Here is a 1,660-nt window from a genome sequence, read left to right on the forward strand (position 1 = left end):
CCTCGCGCTTTCACGAGGTGGGACGTCCGAGGCTTGATCAAATAAGCGGAGAGTGCTCCTGACCTGCAACGATGGGACTTGTCTAGGGTCCTGTTGGCTGCACGGAAAGAAGCACTCTCCAGGTGAAGAAGCGTATCGGGTCGTACCCGCGTGTCCGCATCGAGGGCGGCGGCCGGGCGGTGGTCACGCAGGCCGGGGGCGTGCTGCTGGTCGAGACCGTCCGCAAGGCCGGTTTGGACACCGCGATATCGGCGGCGCTGACGCCGTGGCGGAAGGCTCGGGCGGTGCACGATCCGGGCAAGATCCTGTTGGACGTCGCTCTGGCGGTCGCGCTGGGCGGGGACTGCCTGGCGGATGTCGGCATGCTGCGGGCCGAGCCGGCCGTGTTCGGGCCGGTGGCCTCCGACCCGACGGTCTCCCGCCTCATCGACACCCTCGCGGCCTCCGGGGAGAAGGCCCTGCAGGCCATCCGTGCCGCGCGGGCAGAAGTACGGGCACACGTCTGGCAGTTGGCTGAAGGAAAAGCGCCTGATGCGGGCGGGACGGTGACCGTGGACCTCGACGGGGTGCTGGTGATCGCGCACTCGGACAAGGAAGACGCCGCACCCACGTGGAAGCGAACCTACGGCCACCACCCGCTGATGGGGTTCGTCGACCACGGACCGGGCGGCACGGGTGAACCGGTCGCGGCCCTGCTCAGACCGGGCAACGCAGGATCGAACACGGCCACCGACCACATTACCGCCGCCCAACTGGCCCTGGCGCAGCTGCCGAAGAAGTACCGGCGCGGACGCCGGACCCTGATCCGCACCGACTCCGCGGGCGGCACCCACGACTTCGTCGCCTGGCTCGCTCAGCGGGGACGGTGGCTGTCCTACTCGGTCGGCATGGTGATCACCGAGCAGGTCCACCAGCATGTGTTGAGCGTTCCTGCGTCGGCCTGGACGGCGGCCGTCGAGGCGGACGGCGAGATACGCGACGGCGCCTGGGTCACTGAATTCACCGGCGACATTCTGGACGGCTGGCCGCAGGGCATGCGGCTGATCGTCAGGAAGGAACGGCCGCACCCCGGGGCACAGTTGCGGCTCACGGATGCGGACGGCATGCGGCTGACCTGCTTCGCCACCAACACCTTGGGCCGGCCGATCGCCGAGCTCGAGCTCCGCCACCGGCTGCGGGCCCGGGCCGAGGACCGCATCCGCGCCGCCCGAACCACCGGCCTGCGCAACCTGCCCCTGCACCGCACGGCCCAGAACCGGATCTGGCTGGAGATCGTACAGATCGCTCTCGACCTGCTGGCCTGGATGCCGCTGCTAGCCCTGACCGGCAGCGCCAGGCTCTGGGAGCCCCGCCGGCTACGGCTCCGCCTGTTCACCGCGGCCGGACAGCTCGTGACCACCGGCCGTCGGCGGATCCTCCGCCTGGCCCGGCACTGGCCCTGGACCAGCCACATCACCGCAGCCCTCGAACGACTCACCCAACTGCCCGACCCTGGCTGACCAACCAATTCCCCGTCCCTACGACAGCAGCTCAACACCCGGAGCAGTGGAACCCGGCGCCACCCCGAGGCGACACTCGGGCCCTGGGCCTGCACAGCCTTCACCCACGGCACGAAAACGGTCCATCGACTCCGTCGGCGGACCGTCACGAAACTTCGAGG

General features: G+C 69.7%; 1 protein-coding gene. It reads left to right on the top strand.

From position 1 onward, the window contains the following. The first annotated feature begins 122 nt into the window (after positions 1–122). Complete coding sequence (locus ACZ60E_RS45705; protein ID WP_469448221.1) at positions 123–1,499, top strand: IS1380 family transposase; 1,377 nt, start codon at positions 123–125, stop codon at positions 1,497–1,499. Positions 1,500–1,660 lie beyond the last annotated feature (161 nt).

The sequence above is a fragment of the Streptomyces sp. NPDC102514 genome, from assembly GCF_055584525.1.